This window comes from Halanaerobium salsuginis (genome assembly GCF_900114545.1).
Classification (GTDB): domain Bacteria; phylum Bacillota; class Halanaerobiia; order Halanaerobiales; family Halanaerobiaceae; genus Halanaerobium; species Halanaerobium salsuginis.
In genome coordinates this window covers 1-21,548 of record NZ_FOTI01000025.1, presented here as the reverse complement: position 1 = coordinate 21,548, position 21,548 = coordinate 1, and the positions used below count along the sequence as shown (strand labels likewise).

15 protein-coding genes and 1 riboswitch are annotated in these 21,548 nt (G+C 34.2%); of the genes, 1 reads left to right on the top strand and 14 read right to left on the bottom strand.

Going from position 1 to position 21,548, the window contains the following annotated elements; translation table 11 throughout:
- Positions 1-27: 27 nt before the first annotated feature.
- The 9 genes from BMZ74_RS08880 to BMZ74_RS08840 form a co-directional block, all read right to left on the bottom strand.
- Positions 28-2,511 carry a glycoside hydrolase family 2 protein gene (locus BMZ74_RS08880; RefSeq protein ID WP_089861890.1) on the bottom strand — a complete coding sequence of 828 codons (2,484 nt, stop codon included), beginning with the start codon at positions 2,509-2,511 and terminating at the stop codon, positions 28-30.
- A gap of 59 nt (positions 2,512-2,570) precedes the next feature.
- Positions 2,571-4,661, bottom strand: a complete 2,091-nt coding sequence (locus BMZ74_RS08875) for a methyl-accepting chemotaxis protein (RefSeq protein ID WP_089861889.1) — start codon at positions 4,659-4,661, stop codon at positions 2,571-2,573.
- Between the two features lie 176 nt (positions 4,662-4,837).
- Positions 4,838-6,187 carry a GH1 family beta-glucosidase gene (locus tag BMZ74_RS08870; RefSeq protein WP_089861888.1) on the bottom strand — a complete coding sequence of 450 codons (1,350 nt, stop codon included), beginning with the start codon at positions 6,185-6,187 and terminating at the stop codon, positions 4,838-4,840.
- Positions 6,188-6,208: 21 nt separating this feature from the next.
- A complete protein-coding gene (locus BMZ74_RS08865; RefSeq protein WP_089861887.1) occupies positions 6,209-7,138 on the bottom strand; it encodes an ABC transporter ATP-binding protein in 930 nt (309 codons plus the stop codon).
- The gene (locus BMZ74_RS08860) at positions 7,125-8,117 is read right to left on the bottom strand and encodes an ABC transporter ATP-binding protein (protein WP_177181410.1); all 993 of its coding nucleotides are present in this window, start codon (positions 8,115-8,117) and stop codon (positions 7,125-7,127) included. Before BMZ74_RS08860 ends, BMZ74_RS08865 begins: the two co-directional genes overlap by 14 nt.
- A gap of 2 nt (positions 8,118-8,119) precedes the next feature.
- Positions 8,120-8,983, bottom strand: coding sequence for an ABC transporter permease (locus tag BMZ74_RS08855; protein ID WP_089861886.1), 864 nt, complete (start codon positions 8,981-8,983; stop codon positions 8,120-8,122).
- 3 nt (positions 8,984-8,986) lie between these two features.
- A complete protein-coding gene (locus BMZ74_RS08850) occupies positions 8,987-9,976 on the bottom strand; it encodes an ABC transporter permease (RefSeq protein ID WP_089861885.1) in 990 nt (329 codons plus the stop codon).
- Between the two features lie 93 nt (positions 9,977-10,069).
- The gene (locus BMZ74_RS08845) at positions 10,070-11,749 is read right to left on the bottom strand and encodes an ABC transporter substrate-binding protein (RefSeq protein ID WP_089861884.1); all 1,680 of its coding nucleotides are present in this window, start codon (positions 11,747-11,749) and stop codon (positions 10,070-10,072) included.
- Positions 11,750-12,171: 422 nt separating this feature from the next.
- Positions 12,172-14,280 (bottom strand): alpha-galactosidase, encoded by a 2,109-nt coding sequence (locus BMZ74_RS08840; protein ID WP_089861883.1) that lies wholly within the window; start codon positions 14,278-14,280, stop codon positions 12,172-12,174.
- A gap of 316 nt (positions 14,281-14,596) precedes the next feature.
- Between BMZ74_RS08840 and BMZ74_RS08835 the strand changes: the two genes are divergently transcribed.
- On the top strand, positions 14,597-15,607 hold the full coding sequence (locus BMZ74_RS08835) for a LacI family DNA-binding transcriptional regulator (RefSeq protein ID WP_089861882.1): 1,011 nt from the start codon (positions 14,597-14,599) through the stop codon (positions 15,605-15,607).
- Here the strand turns inward: BMZ74_RS08835 and metA are convergent, their stop codons facing one another.
- From metA to asrA, 5 genes are all read right to left on the bottom strand, one after another.
- Positions 15,608-16,525, bottom strand: coding sequence for a homoserine O-acetyltransferase MetA (gene metA / locus BMZ74_RS08830; protein ID WP_089861881.1), 918 nt, complete (start codon positions 16,523-16,525; stop codon positions 15,608-15,610).
- A 39-nt stretch (positions 16,526-16,564) separates the two neighbouring features.
- Entirely contained in the window at positions 16,565-17,845 is a 1,281-nt protein-coding gene (locus BMZ74_RS08825) for an O-acetylhomoserine aminocarboxypropyltransferase/cysteine synthase family protein (protein WP_089861880.1), read from the bottom strand.
- A gap of 205 nt (positions 17,846-18,050) precedes the next feature.
- Positions 18,051-18,154, bottom strand: a riboswitch (SAM riboswitch).
- A gap of 62 nt (positions 18,155-18,216) precedes the next feature.
- Positions 18,217-19,227, bottom strand: coding sequence for a sulfite reductase subunit C (gene asrC, locus BMZ74_RS08820; protein ID WP_089861879.1), 1,011 nt, complete (start codon positions 19,225-19,227; stop codon positions 18,217-18,219).
- A 13-nt stretch (positions 19,228-19,240) separates the two neighbouring features.
- Entirely contained in the window at positions 19,241-20,053 is an 813-nt protein-coding gene (asrB, locus tag BMZ74_RS08815) for an anaerobic sulfite reductase subunit AsrB (protein ID WP_089861878.1), read from the bottom strand.
- Positions 20,028-21,089, bottom strand: coding sequence for an anaerobic sulfite reductase subunit AsrA (gene asrA, locus BMZ74_RS08810; protein ID WP_089861877.1), 1,062 nt, complete (start codon positions 21,087-21,089; stop codon positions 20,028-20,030). The genes asrB and asrA overlap by 26 nt, the downstream gene beginning before the upstream one ends.
- Positions 21,090-21,548: the final 459 nt, after the last annotated feature.

Below are 21,548 nucleotides of genomic sequence, written 5' to 3'. Positions count from 1 at the left end.
ATTTTACATTTTTAATGAAAAAAATTTTTAATAAGTATCAATTAATGAACGGACTTTCAATTCACTCTGCAATTCAGCAGCCGTTAAATCACACTCAGGCTCAAGTATAATTTCTGCAGTTTTACCTGGATAAAGATGAATAAAATTATCACTATAATTTGCAGATTGATTTTTTAACTCAAGCCAGGTCCAGAGCGCCGTTTTAGCAGCAGTTATTTTAATTTTATATTTAGCAGTAGTAATTTTAGTTATCTCAGTTTTAAAATCAGGTTCTAATAATTCCATATGTTTCGGTTTAGCAAAACTAACAAAATTATCTGATACAGATTTCCCAGCAACTTTTAGTTCTAAAAAGAGCATTAAATTTCTAATTCCATAGTCTGCAACATATTTGCTTAGATCTATTTTTTTAACTAGCTGATTACTCTGAGCTTTAATTGCAGCTGCAAAAGAATCTTCAACAATCAGTTTACCAGCAACAGTTCTTAACTGCCAGCTTACTTCTCCAGTTACATCACTTAGTTTATCACTGGTTAGATGAATTTCTACTGTAGAATCAGAATTATTTTCAACTCCACTAATTAGCAGCGGTGCATAAAATTTACGTGCCATGTAATGCAGAGCTTTCCAGCGACCATAATAATCAAGTGAAGACCAACTGGCAACTGGCCAGTTATCATTGAGCTGCCAGTAAAGGGTTCCCATACCACGTGGCATTCCTCGCCGCCAGTGCTCAACAGCATATTTTATACCCAAACCCTGGAGAATCTGACTGGCCCAGAGTACATCTTCAAAATCAGTAGGCAATCTAAACCAATCGAGCATATACTGCATAATGGTTGTGTTACCAATTCCACTGCGCTGATGATGTTCCATTACATAAGAAGTTATATTACGATCTTCGGGTGCTGTATAAGTGGCAACTGTCTGAGGCTCCGGAAAAGATTGGAAACCAAATTCACTATTAAAACGATGTTCACAATTGCGATACCACTCAAAAGGTTTTTTACCATGCCAGACATCCCAGACATGGACATCTCCCCATTTAGGATTGTAAAAATCATTCCGATCTCCAAGCGGACTATGGGGACTGCTGGGCCAATAATCTGTATCAGGATCATATTTAGCTACAACTTCCGGTAGTAATTCATCAAATATTTTTTTATAATCAGACCAGGGCATTGTAATTTTTTCTTTATCCCATTCTTCGCCTGCTATTCCCTGTTCTATTTCGTTATTTCCACACCAGAGAGCAAGTGAAGCATGATGACGTATTCGTTTAACATTTTCAATTGCTTCGATTTTAACATTTTCCATAAAATCATCATCAAAACCAGGATAAGTTCCACAGGCAAAAATAAAATCCTGCCAGACTGTTAAACCAAGTTCATCACAAATATCATAAAATACATCTTTTTCGTAAAGTCCACCACCCCAGACTCGAATCATATTCATATTAGCAGCTGCAGCTGACTCTAAAAGTTTACGATAATCTGCCGGAGTAACTCTGCTAACAAATGCATCAGCAGGTATCCAATTAGCTCCCTTAGCAAAAAATTCTTTGCCATTAGCTGCAAATTTAAAGGATTGACCCCATTGATCATCTTCTCTAATTAACTCTAATTTTCTTAAACCAATTTTTTGCTGGATATTATCTAGATTAGATCCATTTTTATCAAAAATAGTAACTTTCAAATCATAGAGTGGCTGTTTCCCCATTCCATTTGGCCACCATAGTTCTGGTTTAGCTACTTTAAATTTAAATTCAATCACATTATCACTTAATTTAAAATCTTGTTGATAAACCTGCTGTTCAGCTAGAGAAAATTCTAATTGACCTGTAATAGCTGTTTTAGTTAATTTTTCGACTACCAGCTCAACTGTAACCTCAATCTGACCATCTGCTAGATGTTCTTGATTAGTTACTACTTCTTCTATTCTAGCCTGATTAAGTGCAATTAATTCTATATCCTGCCAGATTCCCATTGTTACTAACATTGGTCCCCAATCCCAACCAAAGTTACTGGGCTGTTTGCGCAGCCAACTACCACTGTGTAAGCGGTGGTCTCCTACACTCCAGGCAGGCAGAAAAAATTCTTGGTCTTTCTCGGCTAAATAGGGCAGCGGAGAAGCAAAATAGATTTTCAGCTCATTTTGTCCTGCTTTTAAGTAATCCTTAACTTCAAATTCCCAGCAGCGATACATATTATTTGTTCTGGCAATTTTATTTCCATTTATAAAAATGGTAGCTAAAGTATCAAGACCTTTACAGTTTAATAGTACTTTATCTGCTTCTAGAAAATCTGCTGTTAATTCAAATTTTCGCTGATATTCCCAATCACTTTCCCCAATCCACATTAGCTTTTCTTCATTATTTCTGTAAAAAGGATCATCTATTTTTTTGGCCGCAATTAAATCAGTATGTACACAACCTGGTACCTGAGCAGAAACTTCAATTCCTTTCTCCTGCTGCTTAAGCTGCCAGCTGCCATTCAAAGATATTTTTTTCATTTCTTAATCACCTCAAATATAAATTTAATAATAAATCATTCTCATAATTAGATTTAAACTTATTCAACCTTAAAATCATTGATATTAGCAATCAATTTAGCTGACATAGACTGTAAGCTATCAGCTGTAGAAACTATATCATGAGTTGCTGCGCTTTGCTCTTGACTGGCAGCTGCTAAATGTTCTGAACTTCCTGCAAAATCTGCTGTAACTTTGGCAATATCACCAATTGAATGTTCAAGATCATCACTTTCTGCTCTCATAGAGGTAATTCGACTCACAATATTATTAATTGAAGCTGTTAATTCTTTAGTAATTTTATTGATTTCAGCAAAGATTTTATCAGTCTTTTTGATGCCATTTACAGTTGTATTCATAAACTCTTTATTTTTTTCCATTTCAGTAACTGTTTCTGTAACCCCAGTCTGAATTTTAGTGATTAACTTGGCAATATTTTCAGTTGCTGCTGCAGATTCTTCAGCTAAAGAACGTATTTCATCAGCAACTACTGAAAACCCTCGCCCAGCTTCACCAGCTCTGGCTGCTTCAATTGCTGCATTTAAAGCAAGTAAATTAGTCTGCTGTGATATATTGTTAATTAAAACTACAATATCACCAATTTCAGCTGACATTTGGCCGAGATTCTCTACCAGGTTTGCAATACTAGCTGTTTCTGCACTTAAACTTTCAATATTACTAATTGAGTTTGTAACTGACTGACCACCCTGAGCTATACTGGTTAATACTTGATCAGCATGTTCTGAAATTTGGCCTGCATTTTGATCAACTTGTTTAATCTCATTATTTAAATCCTGAACATTAAGATTACTGACTTCAATCTGGGCCAGCTGTTCTTCCGAACCAGCTGATAAATTTTCTACTTCAATTCCAACTTGGTTTACTTCCTGCCCTAGATTATAACTGCTGTTATTCATTTTTTCTGCAGCCATATTTAATTCCTGAGCCTGCTGTTCAATTGTTTTCACAAGAGTTTTAATTCCAGTTAACATTTCATTAAAATAACTAGCCATAATACCAATTTCATCTTTGCGAGCAAGCAATTTCTGATCTATCTTAACCTTTTCTCGCAAATCTCCATTTTTCATATTTTGAAAAGAACTAACAAAAGCAGCGAGAGGCTTTAACTGCCAATTAATAAAAAATATTATAATTAAAATTACTAAAAAAAGTGAAATTAAAGCTGCCGTGATAATTTTTTGGGCAAGCTTATTAACAGGTGCTAACATTTCTTTAATCGGTATATCAACTGCTAAAGCAAGATTATCACTAATATTTTCTTTTAATAAATAGTGTTCAGCTAATTCAGTTTTTTTAAGCTCTCCACTATCAACTCTGGTATTAACAAGCCAGGTATTTGATAGAGACTGGCCAAATAAATTTTTATCAGCTGCTTTAACAATTTCTCCTCTGGCATTAATTAATTTATAACTACCAGCTGTATCAACATCTAAATCAGCTAAAACTGTATAAAGAATTTGAGGATTTAAAGCTAAAACAAGATAGGCACGTACTGTCTTACCATCTTCAGCATAAAGAGGAGAATTATAAAGCAAATAAGACTGGTTAGCTGCCTGCTGTATAAAACCAAATTTTATATTTTTATATAGCTCAGGAGATAATTTTTGTTTTAGATAAGAATCTTTTTGAGCTAATGATTCAGCTGAGGTAATTCTGGAATCAGCAATTACTGTTCCATCTGGCAAACTGAGATAGGCAAAATCAATTCCAGCCAAATTCTGAGTTGTTTTTTCCAGGATACCTGCAGTTGCATACTGCATACCCAAAAAAGCATCAATACTATTCAAAAAATCTTTTCTGGCTGATTCAGCTGCTGCCGGTCCGGGATACAGACCATCCATTAGATCTAGATAGCTGGCTAAAGTTTTATCTCTTTTAACTGATCCCAATTGACGATCCAGAATTCCAAGCAGAGAACTAACATTATTTTTATAAGAAGCAGCAACCAAATTTATGTTTTCATTGATTTTGCTTTTTACTATTTTAGCAGCAGAGTTAAAAGTTAAATAACTAATCAAAGCCAGAACTATTAAGAAAATTAAAACTATAATTGCTGTAATCTTACCTTTTAGTGAATAAAAAAATGATAAATTTTTTCTGGGGCTTGCCATTTATATTCCTCCTGCAAGTTCTGATATTAAGAAAGCTTAAAGCCTTAATCTATAATTAATACCTAATTTATTAAATTAGATTTAACAAATATTAATTAACGGCTTTAAGCTTATCAAATAAAGCTAACTCTTAGTTAGCTTTATTAAACTAAATAAATTGCTAATTATTTAGTAAGTCAATCTGTTAAGCCATTATCTGCAATGACCTGTTTAAACATTTTAGCACTATCTTTAAGTGTTCTCTGTTGCTGATTTTGATAATCAACATGAATTATTCCAAAACGTTTGCTATAACCAAATGCCCATTCAAAATTATCAAGTAATGACCAGACATAATAACCAGCTAGAGGAACTCCAGCTTCAATTGCTTGATAAGCAGCCTTAAAATGTTCTCTTAAATAATCTACCCGGGGCTGATCATGAACCTGACCATCTGCTGCTAACTGATCAGCAAAAGCAGCACCATTTTCGGTAATGAAAATTTCTTTATCAGTATATTCTTTATTCAATCTAATTAGTAAATCACGCAGTCCATCAGGATAAACTTCCCAGTTCATAGCTGTATATATTGCTTGTTCAGGTTTAATGGTTTTATGCTTTAAAAGTTCATCTTCAGCATATTCTACCACAGCCCGGGAATAATAATTTATTCCTAGAAAGTCAATTTCACGACTGATAATTTCCATATCACCTGTTTCTATTTCAAAGCCACCAAACTTATCCTGATATAAAGCTAATAATTTTGTGGGATATTTAGCTTTAAAAACAGGATCTAAGAACCAGCGGTTATTAAAAGCATCACAATAATCTTTAGCCTGTTGATCTTCTTTACTGTCAGTTTTAGCATAAACATGGTTAAGATTAAGTGTAATCCCAATTTCTCCTTTAATACCACTTTCTCTAAAACTGTCAACAGCTAATCCATGTGAAACAAGCAAATTATGGGCTACCTGTAAAGCTTTATTATAATCCTGATAACCAGGTGCATGCTCCCCAAATAAATTTCCAACCATTGAAACTACAAATGGTTCATTGTGAGTAATCCAGCGGGGAACTAAATCTCCTAATTCACTATACATTAATTCTGCATATTCTTGAAAATAGTAAATAGTATCTCGATTTTCCCAGCCACCTTTAAGCTGTAACTGCTCAGGTAAATCCCAGTGATATAGAGTTGCAGCTGGTTTAATGCCAGCCTCTAAGAGCTGATTAACCAGCCGTTTATAAAAGTCAATTCCTTTTTGATTAACTTTACCTTTGCCAGCTGGTAAAACTCTGGGCCAGGAAATAGAAAAACGATATGTATCCAGACCAATTTCTTTCATTAAAGCTATATCTTCTTGATAACGATGATAATGATCACAAGCAATATCACCTGTGTCATTGTTTAGAATATTTCCCTTCTGATGAGTAAATGTATCCCAGATAGATTTTCCTTTGCCATCTTCTGCTGCTGCACCTTCAATTTGATAAGCAGCTGTAGCGGCACCCCATTCAAAATCAGAGGGAAAAATTAAATTTGCCATGCCAAAAAACCTCCCTAATATTTATTCGTCACTAAATAAAACACTGTGACCCTTTTCTACTTCTACAAAACCACGCCCCTGATTATTTTGATAAAAGTCTTTTACTTCACCTACAACTTGTTCAGGTAAAAACTCTTCTTCAGGATCCCAGCGATCACCAATTTCAGGTACAGCTTCAAAGAGCATTTTGGTATATGGGTGAGTTGAATTTTCGTAGATTTTTTTAGTTGCTCCTCTTTCAACAAGACGACCTTTATACATGATTAAAGATTGATCACTAATATAATAACCTAAATTTAAATCATGAGTAATAAAAATAACAGCCATACCATTTTTCTTACATGATTCAACTAATAAATTTAAAACTCCAATTCTAGTTGAAGCATCCAGCATACTAATTAGTTCATCAGCAATTAAAATATCAACATCCATCAGCAGGGCCCGGGCAATTAATAACCTCTGTAACTGGCCTCCACTAAGTTGATGGGGAAATTTGCCTAAAGTTCGATCAGGATTTAAATTAACATCGTGCAATACCTTTCTAATTGCTTCATCTTTATCGCTAAATCCCAGTTCATAAGAATCAAAAATCATATCAAATACTCGATCCACCCGATAAAGAGGATTAAAAGTAGCAAAAGGATCCTGAAAAATCCCCTGTACTCGGCGATAATATTTTTGAGTATCTTTTTTATCAGTAATTTCTGCTATATCCTGACCTTTATAAATAATCTGACCAGAAGAAGGATTAATTAACTTTAAAATAAGTTTACCAACTGTAGTCTTACCACTACCACTTTCACCGATCAAAGAAATAATTTTTCCTTTTTCAATATCAAAAGAAACATCTTTAACAGCTGTAGTATATTCTGGATTAAAGATTCCGCTTTTAAAAATTTTAGTTAAATTTTTAACTGACATTACTACTTCATTTTTATTATTCTTCGACATTGAGATCACTTCCTAATTCTTGCCATCTCCAGCAGGAGACATAATGATTATCAGCAACTTTTTCTCTAATTGGAGTTTCTTCACACTTTTCGATTGCATAAGGACAGCGATCTCTAAAACGACAGCCATCACCTATATTAAGTAAGTGAGGTGGTGTTCCTTCTATTCCAGAAAGCCGTTTATCATGATATTGAATTCCTACCTTGGGCAGAGAATTAATTAAGGCTCTTGTATAAGGATGACGCGGCCTGGCTACAATCTCATCAGTTGGTGCTATCTCTGCAAAATTACCGGCATACATAATCATAATTCTATCTGCTATTTGATATAAGATAGAAAGATCATGGGTAATAAAAATAGCAGATTTAATAATTTCCAGATCTCTCAAATTAGCCAGCATTGTCGCTACAAAACGCTGTGAACTAACATCAAGAGCTGATGTTATCTCATCAGCAATAATAAAATCAGGATCTAAGATCGTTGAAATAACCATTACTACACGCTGTTTCATACCACCTGATAATTCAATTGAATAACGATTTAAAACTGATTTATCAAGATTAACTAAATCAAGTCTTTCTTCTACTTTTTCCATAAAAGCTCGATCAGTTTTAATCCCATGCTGATGAGCCAAGTCTTTAATAAAAGTACGTATCTTTTTAGTTGGGCTAAAAGCATCAAGAGCATACTGAGGTATGATAGAAATAGTTTTAAGACGTAATTTTTTAAATTCTGCTTCATCCATTTTCATAATTTCATGACCAACTAGATCAACTTCACCTGAAACATATTCTAAAGGTTTTTTTCTGGAAATAAAACTACTAGCTAAAGTACTCTTACCACAACCAGATTCACCTGCTAGACCAAGTATTTCTCCCTTTTTTAGATTAAAGGTAATATCATCTACTGCTTTAACCTGACCTTTTAGTATATTATAATAAGCACGTAAATTTTTCACTTCTAAAATATTTTCACTCATAGTTACATCTCCCTTAACCTTGGATTAAAGGCTGCATCAAGTCCAGTGTTTATAAAATAAAGTGCAGTAATTAAAACTGCCAGAATTAAACCAGGAATTATGGCCCACCACCACATGCCAAGCTGGATACCGTTCCAGTTAACAGCATTTTGCATAACTAGACCAAGTGAAATTCCCTTTGTCGGTCCAAGTCCTAAAAATTCAAGCTGGACAGTGGCCAGCATTGTTCCATTAAACTGCTGGATAAAAACCATAAAAACATATGAAAACATATTAGATGCAATATCTTCTCTTAAAATCCTGCCCACATTGAGGGAAGAAATCTTTGAAAGTGATACATATTCCTGATTTTTTAAAGAAAGTGTCTGCGAACGAACAGCTCTTGCTGTCCAGGGCCAGGCAGTTATCGAAACAATCACCGCCATCACGACTACCCCTCTTACCTCCAGAAAAGCTGCAATAACTATTAATAAGGCTAACTGAGGAATTACAACAAAAATATTAGTCATCATCATTAACAGTTCATCAAAAAGAGTTCCTCCATAATAACCAGCTAAAAAACCAACAGCACAACCAACCAGAGTAGCTATTGTACCAGCTATTACTCCTACCAATAAAGTTGAACGCAAACCATAAACAGTTCGTGTAAAAACATCTTTACCGTCAATTGTTGTTCCAAAAAAATGCTGACTAGACGGAGGCATATAGCCTTCTCCTGCATAATCACCATATTCATAAGGAGTTAACATTGGTCCAAAAACTGCTAATAGAAAAACAAAAATTACTATGGTTAAACCAAAAATAACTTTTTTATTTGTTAAAGCATAATATAAATTTTCATGTTTCTTCCAGAATTCAGTTAACACAAACTACACCTCCTCAGTAAATGACAGTCTTACCCGGGGATCAATAAACATATAAATTATATCAACAATAAAATTCGCCACCAGAACCATAGTTACTATTGTCAAGAAAATTCCCTGTAATAAAAAATAGTCCTGATTTTGTACAGCATCAAGCATCATCCGGCCCAGACCAGGATAATTAAAAACAACCTGAACTGTAATGGCTCCCCCTACAATACGTCCAATTCTTAGAGCAAGACCTGTTACTTGAGGTAAAACTCCATTGCGAAATCCATATTGTCTAATTAAACCATCCGAAGCTCCCAATGAACTCATGTATTTAGAATAATTAGAACTGCGTTCATAAATGATCATATTTCTCATTCCAATTGCCCAACCTCCAAGTTGAACTAAAAACATAGTAAAGAAGGGCAAAAACCAATGATGAATAAAATCAAGGATAAAACTCAACCTAAAACCAGGTGTTGAAGTTGAACCATAAGCCCCACTAATTGGGAACCAGCCCAATTTAACTCCAAAGAAAAAGGCCACAATCCCGGCCATCCAGAAATAAGGAGAAGAAGCTAAAAAATAGAAAAAAGGCATGGTAGCATTATCCATTTTTTTATCAGTTCCAGAATAAGCTCCAAGCTTATTACCAACTATCCAGCTTAATATAATTGCAGGTAATAAAACGGATAAATCATACACAATAGCTCTTTTAATAATATCTAAAACTGGGGTTGGAAATTGTATAATTGAAATACCAAAATCAAGCGTGAAAACCGATTTCCAGAAATTAAGATATTGCTGCCAGAGTGGCTGATTGAGGTTAAATAACAGAGTTAGCTGATTTTCTAAAATTTCACGGCCACCTTCCATACCTGAAAACCGTGATAAAAGTGATTGAATGGGATCACCAGGCATTAACCTGGGAATAATAAAGTTTATCGTAACAGCTAGCACAAATGTAATAAGGTAAACAATAAGTTTCTTTCTGAGATACTTACCCATTTAAAACTACTCCTTTCTAAATAACAGGCCCGATAAATAAATATCGGACCTGTTTTTGCTAAAATAATTAACTTGCTTTTTTACTGGACATGTTTAATTTACAGGTTTAATTCCAATTAGAGTTTTGATCATACCTAATTGATAAGCATTAGCCCAGGTTACAGGGATACCATAAGGATCATCTTCACTAGGCCAGTTAGTCCAGTGATTTGTAGTAGCCTGTGCCCAGAGACCGTTATGCCAGATCGGTACTGTAGGCATGTCTTGTAATAGAATTCTTTCAATATCAGAAGCTATTTCATGTTTTTTAGCTTCATCCCTGGTAATATTAAATTGATCAATTAGATCAAATAGTTCAGGATTATCGTAAGAACCCCAGTTACCGTTATTGTTAGCATCTCCCTTAATATCTGCGTTAGCAACACCATCCCAGTAATCAAAAGGAGTTGAACTTAAAGTAGTCTGCATATTAGCAATTAACATATCAAAACCACGATTGAAACGCTTGTTGTCATAAAGTGCACTATCAGGGAAAGTTGGAACAATGTTTAGCCCAATGTCTTTAGCATTACTGGCAATAATCCGAATTGATTCCATCCAGTCTGTCCAGCCACTGGGAACTATTAGTTCCAGTTTGATTGGATCACCATTTGGCATATCACGCCAACCATCACCATCTTTATCAACATAACCAGCACTATCCAGGATAGCTTTGGCTTTAGTAGGATTATATTCAAAACCATATTCATCAACTATATCCTGATCTAAATATTCTTGCCAGCCTTCACCAAATAAACCAGTTGGATTAGCAGGTTTTACCATCCCACCATAAACACGATCAACTATTGTTTGGCTATTAATCATAAAGGCCATAGCTCTTCTAAACTGAGGATCATCCATTGGTTTGCGGAGTACATTCATTGGCATATGAGCTGTATTCCAGGATAACATATAAGGTTCATCTTCATACCATGTTTTTAAACCAAATTGATCCTTAATTTTCTGAATTCCAGGTAAGAAGTTATTACTTAAATCAACTTCTCCTTTCATCAACATTCCCATAATTACATTATTACTCTGGTTTACTAAATCAACAATATATTGGGGAGCAGGTTTTCCAAAGACTTCATTACCCCACCAATCATCATTTCTTTCCCAGACCATTCTATCCTGACCAGCATGCATGTAAGTATAAGGACCTGTACCAACAGGATTTTTCATTGTTTTAGTCAGCAGCTGATCACCAGGAACATCTTTCCAGATATGAGCAGGAATTATATATCTTTGGTACAATTCATCATCCCACTCTGCATAGTGAGGTTGGCTAAACTTAAAAGTAACTGTATAATCATCAGTTGCTTCTACAGAATCCATCCAATTCCAGATTGGAGAATAAGGAATTTGATTATCTTTAGCCAGCTGATAAGTAAAGGCAACATCTTCAGCAGTGAAAGGTTCACCATCTGTCCAGTTAATTCCTTCTCTTAATTTAAGCACATACTCTTTGTCACTGGTCCATTCTCCACTTTTAGCTAACCAGGGAGTATATTCATTTGTTAAAGGATTATAGGCAAACATTGTTTCATAAACAAGGGTACTTGTTCCAGGAACAGGATTTGGAATTAAGATATTCCAGGTAGATGGAGGGCCCCACATAGCTCCTGTAACAACTAGTGTTTTGTCACGAGGTAAATCTTGGGCAAGTGACATTCCACCAATTAAGAAAAGAAAAGCCAGGGTTAAAATCAAAACTTTTTTCCAATGGTTAATCATAAATAAACACTCCTTTTAATTATTTTGTGTTACATTTTTTCACTTCCTCTTTTGACTTAAGAGCTTATGAACTTATACAAAATCAGGAGCGAACTAAGAAAAATTTTGAATCAACTAAAACGATTTCTTAACCTAATTATAGCTTAAATTTACAGACAATTCAAGCTAATTTTTATTTTTTTTAACTTAATTTAGTGATTTAATCAACTTTGATTATAAAAGCTTAAATTTAAAATTCAAGCCCCTTTGAATTAGCTTCTTAATACTAAATTTTTCTCAACTTTTTTAAATATTTTTCTTTATTAACGAAAATTGTTTCTTATAGTATAACATTGTTTTTTCATATTTTCAAACTATTTTAACTAAATTTAGCCAATAAATTTAAATTCACTGGCTAAATTTAATTTTTAATCTCTAGTTATTTAAAATTCTATTTCAAATAAACGTGCCTGATAATCCTCATTTAATTCAACTATTAGCTCACCTTGGCTGCTATCCCACTTATAATTTTCAGCAGCAAAATTAGGATAAAGCAAATTAACAGTTACTTCTTTATTTTGCAATTCAACAAATGGCAGCTTACAATTAGTCTGATCACTTTTTCTTTTCCAGACAGCTAAATAAATTTTATGATCATTTTTAAGTCCCATGCTTAACCACTCACTACTAAAATTAGCCAGACCAAGCGGCCAAATAGGAACTGCTGTCTTTAATTCAGAACGAATTGTTTTATATAAAGTAATTGCCTCTTTGACCAAGCTGCGATTAAGGGTACTCAATTCAGCCAAATGACCACTCTGATGAATTCTCAATAAAATAGCATTGATCATATTAAAAACTACTTCTTCACGACCAGCATTAGCGAGAGGATAAGACCAGACTGCACTCTGCTCAGGAGTTAAACCTGCTGGTGCATTAGCAGCAATTGTTGCATAATAACGATAATCTTCCTGATCACTAGTTGATTGAATACTATAACGAGATAGCATCGCATAATCAATTCTCAGTCCACCAGATGAACAATTTTCAATAATTAAATCTGGATATTTGCTAAAAATACCATCTAACCAACTTAAATAGGCTCTTTCATGTTCCAACAAACCAGCTCCATAACTGTCCGCTTCAATTTCAGTTCCAATCCCTGGTTCAATGTTATAATCCATTTTAAAATAACCAACTCCATAATCATTAATTAGTCTATCGATTACTGAAGTCGCATAATCCCTAACTGCCTGTTTACGATAATCAAGCTGATAGCGACTGCGATCAAAAACTTTCTTCCCATGACGAGTAAAAAAACAGTCAGCTGGCAGTTCTTCGACTAAAGGAGAATTAATTCCCATTACCTCAATTTCCAGCCAGAGGCCAGGAACCATTCCCTTTTCTTTAATATAATTGGTTACTTCGGCCAATCCATTTGGAAATCTTTTTTTGCTTTCCTGCCAGGCACCAACCTCATCCCACCACTTTCCATCTGCATACCAACCAGCATCAATGCAATAATATTCACAGCCCACTTCAGCTGCTGCATCAATAAGAGGAAATTCCGCTTCAGCAGTTGGTTTACCCCAGAGACAATTCATATAATCATTAAAAATAACTCCTAATTTTTCATTATCAGCATTTTTTCTTCTAATTCGCCGTCTATAATTAGTTAATGTAGCCATTGCATCAGCAAAACCGCTCTCAGTTACTCCTACTGCAGCAGGTACTGTAGTAAAAGTTTCGCCAGGTTTAATATTTTTTGACCAGTGGGAATAAATTTCATTCGGTCCACTAAGTGCTAAATAAAGATGTCCATTTTGATCACCAATTTCCCAGTACCAGGAACCATTATGTTCAATCTGCCAGAAAAGACCTGTGTTACTTGCTTTATTAGCCAGATAAGCCATTGGCAAATATTCTTTACTAGACCAATTTCCAGTATTAAAAACTTTAAAAGAACTAGATGAACGTTGCTCTGCTGGAGGTTGAACCAATTCTAAACCTAACTCAGTTAACGAGTATTGCTGCCAATTCATCTCTCTCTGCCAGCTATTATGAGGTAAAGCAAGCTCCAATTTTTCTTGCTGCAGCAATTTACCTTCTTTAGCTATACCTGTATAGTTAAATGAACTTAAATATTCAATTGTCTGGGTTTCAGTTCCTAAATTACTAACTGTATTCCAACAACGTATAACTGATAAATCATTATAAAATTGCAAAACAGCTTCGACCTCTAAAGCAGTTTCCTCATCTTCCAATTTAAAAACTAATTTGCGGCCAATTTTATTTACTTCATCGTTTAGACCTCTATACTTAAGTCTATAACCAGGTGCTGTTACAATATACTTATTGCCATGCCGTTCAGATGGTCTATCAAAACCAGCCAGATTCATTTCTACAAGCCGAAAGCCATCTTTAGTAGAGCTGGCAGTAATATCTGCTTCTCGAAAAGGTTGAGCAGAAAAATGAAGTAATTTTAGACATTGCTCCTCATCAACTTCAAATACAAGATAAATTCCGTTTTCAGAAATATTAATTCTTTCCATTAATAATCTTCCTTTCTTTGTTGACAGCTGCCTTAATAATATAGAATTTATTGAATTTTTTAAATGAAATATTTTCTTACTTTTTAGTAATAAACTCACTTTTAAAGCAAATTTATTTTATTTAATTAAAGCATATGTTATAATTTAAAAGAGTAAAATTAATAATAGTTGGTTTTTGAATACTTAGTTTAAGCTGCTATTTTTTTAAAATTATGTTAATTTGTATCTTTATTATCTTACATAATTTAGGCAAAAGCAAAAAAATTTTAATTAAAATTAAATTTAATAATGGCTCAGCTAAGAAAGGTGAACTAAAATGAAAGTAACAATTAAAGATATTGCTCATAAAGCAGATGTTTCTGTTTCAACAGTTTCGAAAGCATTAAATGAGAAAAAAGGAGTTTCCAACTTTACCAGACAGAAAATAATTAATGTAGCTAAGGAGTTAGGTTATTTTTCTCAGTATACTAAAAATGATTTAAAAACATATAATTTAGCTTTTGTAATCAGCAGAAGACATATCCCTGTATTTAATAATCCTTTTTATGTTAGGGTAATTGCAGGCGTAGAAATTGAGGCTGAAAAAAATGATTATAATCTGCTCTTTTCTACTTTAAGTCTTAAAGATTTACAGAGTAAAGAAGTTCCCAGGATTATTAAGCAAAACAAAGTAGATGGATTGATTTTAGCAGGAGCAGATTTAAATCAGGCAATGATTCGTAAAATTGAAGAATTAAAATTTCCTACTGTTCTGGTTGATAATTATTTAAAATCACCAATTATGGACTCTATTGTATCCGATAATTTTAATGGTGCTCTGCAGGCCGTAAAATATTTAGTTAAAATGGGCCATCAGCAGATCGGTTATGCGGGTGGACCAGATAGTCATCCCAGTTTTAGTGAACGACAGCAAGCTTATAAGTTAGCTCTCTTAGAAAATAATTTAGCTATCAAAAACGAATATATGATAATAGCAGATGATTTAGGAGAAAATATGACTAAAAATCTCTGTAAAAGATTTATGCAGTTAGACAAATTACCAACAGCAATCTTTGCTGCTAATGATGCGATAGCAATTGGACTTATGCAGAATTTTAAAAAATATGGAATTAAGATTCCAGAGGATATTTCTCTAATTGGCTTTGATAATATAGAAATAACAGCTTTTACTACTCCTAAAATATCTACTATTGATATTGATAAGCAGGCCATGGGCCAAGAGGCTGCCCGGAAATTATTTGCCAGAATTGCTGACCCAGAAAAAAAAGCAACCAAGTCTGTTATTACAACAGACTTAATTGCTCGAGAATCCGTCAGAGAAATATAATTATTGCAGCTGATTTAAATCAAATGGTGTTTCTTGATAAACATAATAGTTAAGCCAATTAGCAAAAAGCAAATTAGCATGACTGCGCCAGCGCATAATAATTTGCTGATCAGGATCGTCATTTTTAAAATAATGAGCAGGAACTGCAATTTTTAAACCCCTATCAAGATCTCTTTGATACTCAGCTGCTAGAGTAGTTCGATCATATTCAGCATGACCAGTAGCAAAAATTTGGCGACCATTTTGATGAGCAGCTAAATAAACTCCAGCTGTCGGTGACTCCGCCAAGATTTCTAATTCAGGAACTTTTTCTATATCTTCTCTTCTAATTTCCGTATGACGAGAATGAGGCACATAAAAAAGATCATCAAAACCACGCATTAATTTAACATGTTCTTTTTTCTTAAAATGGGGAAAGATACCAAACATTTTTTCTGCCAGGGGATATTTAGGAATACCATAATGATGATAAAGAGCTGCCTGACTCCCCCAGCAAATATGCAGAGTTGAATAAACATTATGCAGGCTCCAATCCATAATTTCTTCCAATTCTGGCCAATAATCAACTTCATCGAAAGACATAGTTTCAACTGGGGCGCCAGTAATAACCATTCCATCATATTTATTTGCCTTTATTTCAGCAAAGTTATTATAAAATTTAGTTAGATGTTCTGAAGCAGTATTTTTCGACTCATGGGTAACAGGATGCAGTAAATCAATATCAACCTGCAGCGGGGAATTTCCTAGCAGTCGTAAAATCTGCGTTTCAGTTGTAATTTTAGTTGGCATTAAATTTAAGATTAAGATTTTTAAAGAACGAATGTCCTGTCTGGTGGCTCGTGATTCCTTCATTACAAAAATATTTTCTTTAGTTAAAGTGCGCACAGCAGGCAGTCCATCCTGAATTTTTATCGGCATCTGGAGATATCTCCTCTCTTTTTTAATAAATTACTTAGACTACTCAGTTACAGCAGCTGCTAAAGCTTGATCAAGATCCGCTTTTAGATCTTCTAAGGCCTCAATTCCAACTGAAAGTCTAATTAATTCTGGAGAAATACCAGTCTTATTTAAATCAGCTTCACTAAGCTGCTGATGAGTTGTACTGGCTGGGTGGATAGCTAACGACTTAGCATCTCCTACATTGGCTAAATGTAAAAACAACTTAAGATTATTAATAAAACTAGCTGCATTAGCTTTACCACCTTTAATACCAAAAGCAAGCATCCCCCCAAAGCCATTATTTAAATATTTAAGTGCATTCTGGTGAGAAGGATGATCAGTTAAGCCCGGATAGCTAACCCATTCTACTCTGGAATCAGCTGCCAAAAATTTTGCTAAAGCAAGTGCATTTTTGGCATGACGCTCCATTCGCAGGCCAAGAGTTTCGAGACCAGTTAGTGTCAAAAAAGAGTTAAATGGACTTGGAGCACTACCAAAATCTCGTAAAAGCTGAACTCTTGCTTTAGTAATAAAAGCTGCCTCACCAAATTCTGACTGAAATTTAATACCATGATAACTGGGATCTGCTTCAGTTAAACCAGGAAACTTACCATTAGACCAGTCAAATTTACCACTATCAACAATTATCCCACCAATAGAGTTACCATGGCCAGCAATATACTTAGTTGTAGAATGAATTACAATATCTACTCCATACTCAAAAGGATTACAAAGATATGGTGTTGCAAAAGTATTATCAACAATTAAAGGGACACCAGCTTGATGAGCTATTTCAGCAATTTTTTCAAAATCTGGTACAGTTAAAGTTGGATTACCAATAGTCTCTACATAAAGTGCTTTAGTATTATCCTTAATCGCAGCTTTAAAACTTGCGGGATCTGCTGAATCAACAAAGTCAACCTCTATTCCCAATTTTTTAAAAGTATGTTTAAATAAATTATGAGTTCCACCATAAATTGAACTACCACTAACTATTTGATCACCACTACCACAAATAGTTAATAGGGCAAGTACTTCTGCTGCCTGGCCAGAAGAAACTGCCAGCGCTCCTACTCCATTCTCAAGAGCAGCTACTCTTTTCTCTAGAACCGAATTAGTAGGGTTTTGAATCCTGGTATAAATATTGCCAGCATCTTTTAAAGCAAATAGATTAGCTGCATGATCTGTATTGTCAAACAAATAAGAAGTCGTTTGATAAATCGGAACTGCCGCTGCTTTCTTATTTTCCTGGGCTTCATAACCAGCATGTAAGGCTAAAGTATCAAATTTAAAATTCATTTTATTCCTCCTTAATTTTTTACCCTTATCTAAATAATTGTCAATTCAACTAACTTCAAGTCATGTCTTTTAACTACTTGTCTGCTCAATATCGCTTAAACTAACTAAATAATTGAAAATTAATAGTTCAGGCACCTGATTATTGGCCTCAAAAACAAAAATCCCACTACCTGAATATCCAGGAGTGGGTTAGAAAGTTATAACCGACTTATCTATCAGGTTTTACCTGCTGGAATTGGCACCGGGCAGTTTTAAACTGCTGGTTGCCGGGTTTCAAAGGGCCAGTCCCTCCACCACTCTGGATAAGATTTATTGTTTTTTATAACTTTACCACAGATAAATAATTCTGTCAAGAAAATTAAGCAAATTTATCATTTAACATGAATATTAGCTCGATATTCTGTCTCAGCCCAATAAATATGATCTGCTACCTCTGCTTCTGGATTTAAATCTACTCCAGCCAGAATTTTATCTTTAAAGTTATAATAACCGGCTCGATCAATTAAATGCCCCCCATGAATATAAACTGGCTTATGATTAAGCACATCTGCTGAGAAGGATTCCCAATTAGCCAGCATCTTGAGTAAAACTTCTTCTGTTACAAAATTCAAGAACATTTTTCCCATCCTGGGATACTGTTTTCCAGCTCTTCCGCCAATTGTTACACGATAAAATTCCTGAGGATTTCTGCGCCAGGCACCAGTTGGACAGGCTACAATGCATTCACCACAGCCAACACAGCAGCAGCTGTCTTTACTAATTTTTTTATCTTCAGTTAAAGTTAAAACTCTAGTTGCATGTCCCTGACAGGCCTCAACACACTTACCGCAGCCAATACAGCGTTCATAATCATATTCTGGTTTAACCAGACCAATAATTCCAAAATCATTAAAATGACCCTTAGCACAGTCATTAGGACAGCCGGAGATTCCAATTTTAATATGATAAGGACTAGGAAATATTTGTTTCTCTAATTTCCGGGCCAACTCTGTTGTGTTAACATTTGCTTTTAAACAATGCTTATTTCCGATACAGGCCATAATATTACGAGCTCCAATAGTTGCATAACCATTACTATCAACTTCCATTTCAACTCCACAAGTATCAACTTCTACTCCTTTGATATAGCTCTGTAAAAATTTATTTACAGCAGATACATCTTCATATTTAATCCCTGGAATAGAAAGAGTCTGTCTTGTTCCAAGATGAAAATCTCCATTACCCCATTTTTCAGCTATTTCAACTGCATATTTTAGGTGTTCTGCCTTAATTACTGCCCCGGGCACACGCATCTGGAGCATACATTCACCTTTAACTTTTGACTGACGAAAACAATTTGAAGTCAACTTAGAAACATCTATATCTATATTTTTCTTTTCCACACTGGAAAACCTCCTAATCGATTAAATTTTTAATTGCTGAATAATTAAAAACTGGGCCATCGACACAAACATATTTATCGCCAATTTTACAATGTCCACATTTGCCAATTCCACATGACATTCTTCTTTCAAGAGAAAACCAGATCTTCTCTAATGCCAGATTTAATTGTTTACATTCTTTTAAAGCTGCGTCCATCATTGGTTGAGGACCGACAATTACTAAATAATAATCTTGTAGTTTATTTAATGGTAGTTCTTTTAAATAATCAGTTACAAAACCTTGCTTAAATCCTGCTTTAACTTCCTCATCAAGGCAGTAAATAGTTTGAGTAAACTTTGCTTGATAAGCTGCCAGACGATTTTGATAAAGAATACTTGCCTGATTTCTAAATCCAGTTAAAAAATAGAGGGATTTAAGCTGATTATAATTCTGATAATAGTATTCGAGCAAACTATTAACAGCACAAAAACCAGTTCCTCCTGCTAAAACAATTAAATTACCGCCTTTAAATTTTTCTAAAGGAAAGTTATTACCATAAGGTCCCCGCATAAAAATAGTATCACCTGCTTTAAGCTGAAACGTATAATTAGTCAGTTTGCCAACTTTACGAATTGTGAATTCTAAATAATTTGCTGTAATACTGCTGACTGAAATTGGAGCTTCCCCAACTTTAGGCAGTGATATTTCATAAAATTGACCTGGCTTAACTTCTTCGGAACAGGTAATTCTAAAAATATATTCTTGTGCTGTTTGTCTAATTATCTGCTCAACTTGATAAGCTATTGGTTTTAAATGATTTTTAGCTGCTACTTGATTTTGACACATATTCTACACCTTCCTCTAAAACTGATAATTTTTTTATTTCCTGGCTAAGTCTATTTAGTAAAGTAGCAAAAGATATTAGCTGAGTACAGGTATCTGTGCAGCGGCCACAACCTACACACATATTAACTGTGTCAAAGCGCTTTTTATAATCATAAATTTTATGTAAAGTTCGAAAGCGTATTCTTGCTGCAGCAGTTTCACGGTAGCTATGTCCTCCCGCCATTTCTGTAAAATCAGGATGTAAACAGCTGGCCCATACTCTTCTTCTTTCTCCAGCCTTTTTATTTTCTTTATAACTAATATCTCGGGTTGTAAAACAGCTGCAGCTGGGACAGACTGCTGTACAAGAGCCACAGCTTTTACAGCGCTGACCATATTCCTGCCAGATCTGTAGATCAGAAATTTTTTCAATTTGTTCTGGCCTAATTTCAGGTAGTTCTACCTCAATTTTATTTTTTTTTACAAAATTGTATTGATAACTACATTGTTTGATATCATTAAAGTATTTATTAAAACTGCTATCGTTTACTTCTATTTCAACTGTTTTTGAATTAAAATTAACTGCCAGGCTATAATCTGAAGTCTTATTTGTTCCCATAGACACACAAAAGCAGCTCTCCCAACCACCTTTACAGTCAAGTAAAGCAAAATGAACTTTATCTCGCCTACTTTTATAGTAACTATCCGCAAAATCACCATTTTCTAGAAAAATTTTATCCAAGCGTTTAAAAGCATTTATATCACAAGGACGGGCAAAAATAATAATTGATCTACTTTCTGGTAGATTTTCAATAAACTCATTTTCTGTAAAATAAAATAAAGTCTGAGTGATCGGACTAATAATTTCCCTGGGTGAAAAATCTGATTTTTCATTATATACTATCTGTTCAGCTCGAGTAATTTTATCATACTGGATACGATCAGTAGCAGAAAATTTACCCTCTCCTACCAGTCTAACTGGAGCATAAATATCATAGTCAGAACTAAGTTTAGCCAAAATATCATCTATTTTTTGATAATTTAAACTGAAAGCCATTTAATCACTCCTAATTTAATTAAATTATTCACTAACTTAAGTTTAACCACTTCTAATGATTAAGTAAAATAATAGTTTTTTTATCTTTGTATAAGTAAATACTTATCATAAGTTGTTTTGTATAATAAGCGAATTTCATAAAAATAAGCCTTGATATAACAAAGATTTTAATGATATAAAAAGGGCTTCACCCCATCTTGTCGAATTAAATAGTAGCACCCATAAAACCCGAAAGAAGGTGAAGCCCTATTAATAATATTCGACAAGAGTGTCTCTTTCCCTTTGAAGAATTGCTAAATTTATCGGAAACAGACAAATTGATTTGTATTTTAGATCCTATTGATCTTAAACCTTTAGTTGAAAAGATAAAACCTAAGTCTAATAAAGGACCAACTGGATACAATCCAGAAGCTGTTTTAAGAGCTTTTCTGGTCCAGCAGATTGAAAAGATTCCCAGCA